Source organism: Pseudanabaena sp. 'Roaring Creek' (assembly GCF_001402795.1).
Lineage (GTDB): Bacteria > Cyanobacteriota > Cyanobacteriia > Pseudanabaenales > Pseudanabaenaceae > Pseudanabaena.
This window is the reverse complement of sequence record NZ_LIRE01000589.1, coordinates 1-808: the sequence shown is the minus strand read 5'-3', so window position 1 is coordinate 808 and position 808 is coordinate 1. Positions and strand designations below refer to the sequence as shown.

Genomic DNA, 808 nt, shown 5'->3' with positions numbered 1-808 from the left:
ATGGACATCCATATTTTGAGCCTCGCCTATTCCTTTAGATAGATTTTTGAATTATGGAATTAAGAGCGTATTACCTGCTTAGCACCAATAGCCGCCGAGCGATCCGCAAAACTAAGGGGAGATTTGGCAGACCCCACCACTATTCGCCACAAGCCCCATTAATTGAAAAGATTAGTCGAACCTTGGGGATATCCAAACAAGCTGCTTATCAATTGCTGATGAAGGAAAGAGAGTATCTAATTAGGCAGGAAAAATGAGCGAACTACAGCAAACCTACAGCCGCACGCAGCAAATCTTGACCGCTTTTGCTCAAGATGATGAAGCGCTTCGCGTCGTTTACCAGCCTTCAGCAATATCGCCATACGATCGCGTCCAGACTTTGCGCTTCTATGGCTTTATCACTAGCCTGAGAATGCGCGTAGATATCAACTCAATAAATGAGAGCCAAATCCCAAATCTAGAGGCAGATGCATCTAGAACGGAACGGCTGACTGCTTTAAGGGATCTCGAATGGAAATCACCCCGAAAGCAAATTAGTTTCTATTTAAAAACTGCTCATATAGACTGGCAGCCGATTTTCGAGGTAAGCCTCTTGAATCGGTTGCCTTACTATCAGGTGAATTTGCTGCCCTATTTCACCGACAACATTAGCTTCGATACCTCTAACGATTGTGTTATCGGCGCACGCATAACCGATGCGGGGTATGGACTCCTTGAGGGTACTGACCGAGTAACCCTTTATGGCAGTGTCCGCGAGGAAATCACCACATTGCCAACTGATAGCAAAGAAATTAGCTTTGCAACTCCT

Annotated in this window: 2 protein-coding genes; both read left to right on the top strand. The window is 45.3% G+C overall.

What is annotated here, in order from left to right:
- The first annotated feature begins 53 nt into the window (after positions 1–53).
- On the top strand, positions 54–257 hold the full coding sequence (locus tag AC805_RS16670) for a hypothetical protein (RefSeq protein WP_055076450.1): 204 nt from the start codon (positions 54–56) through the stop codon (positions 255–257).
- Positions 254–808: hypothetical protein (locus tag AC805_RS16665; protein WP_156341440.1), on the top strand; the 555-nt coding region annotated here is incomplete at its 3' end. The genes AC805_RS16670 and AC805_RS16665, both read left to right, overlap by 4 nt.

Excerpts from the sequence above, each read along its gene's own strand:
- AC805_RS16670 (WP_055076450.1), top strand. The coding sequence starts at position 54 with ATGGAATTAAGAGCGTATTACCTGCTTAGCACCAATAGCCGCCGAGCG.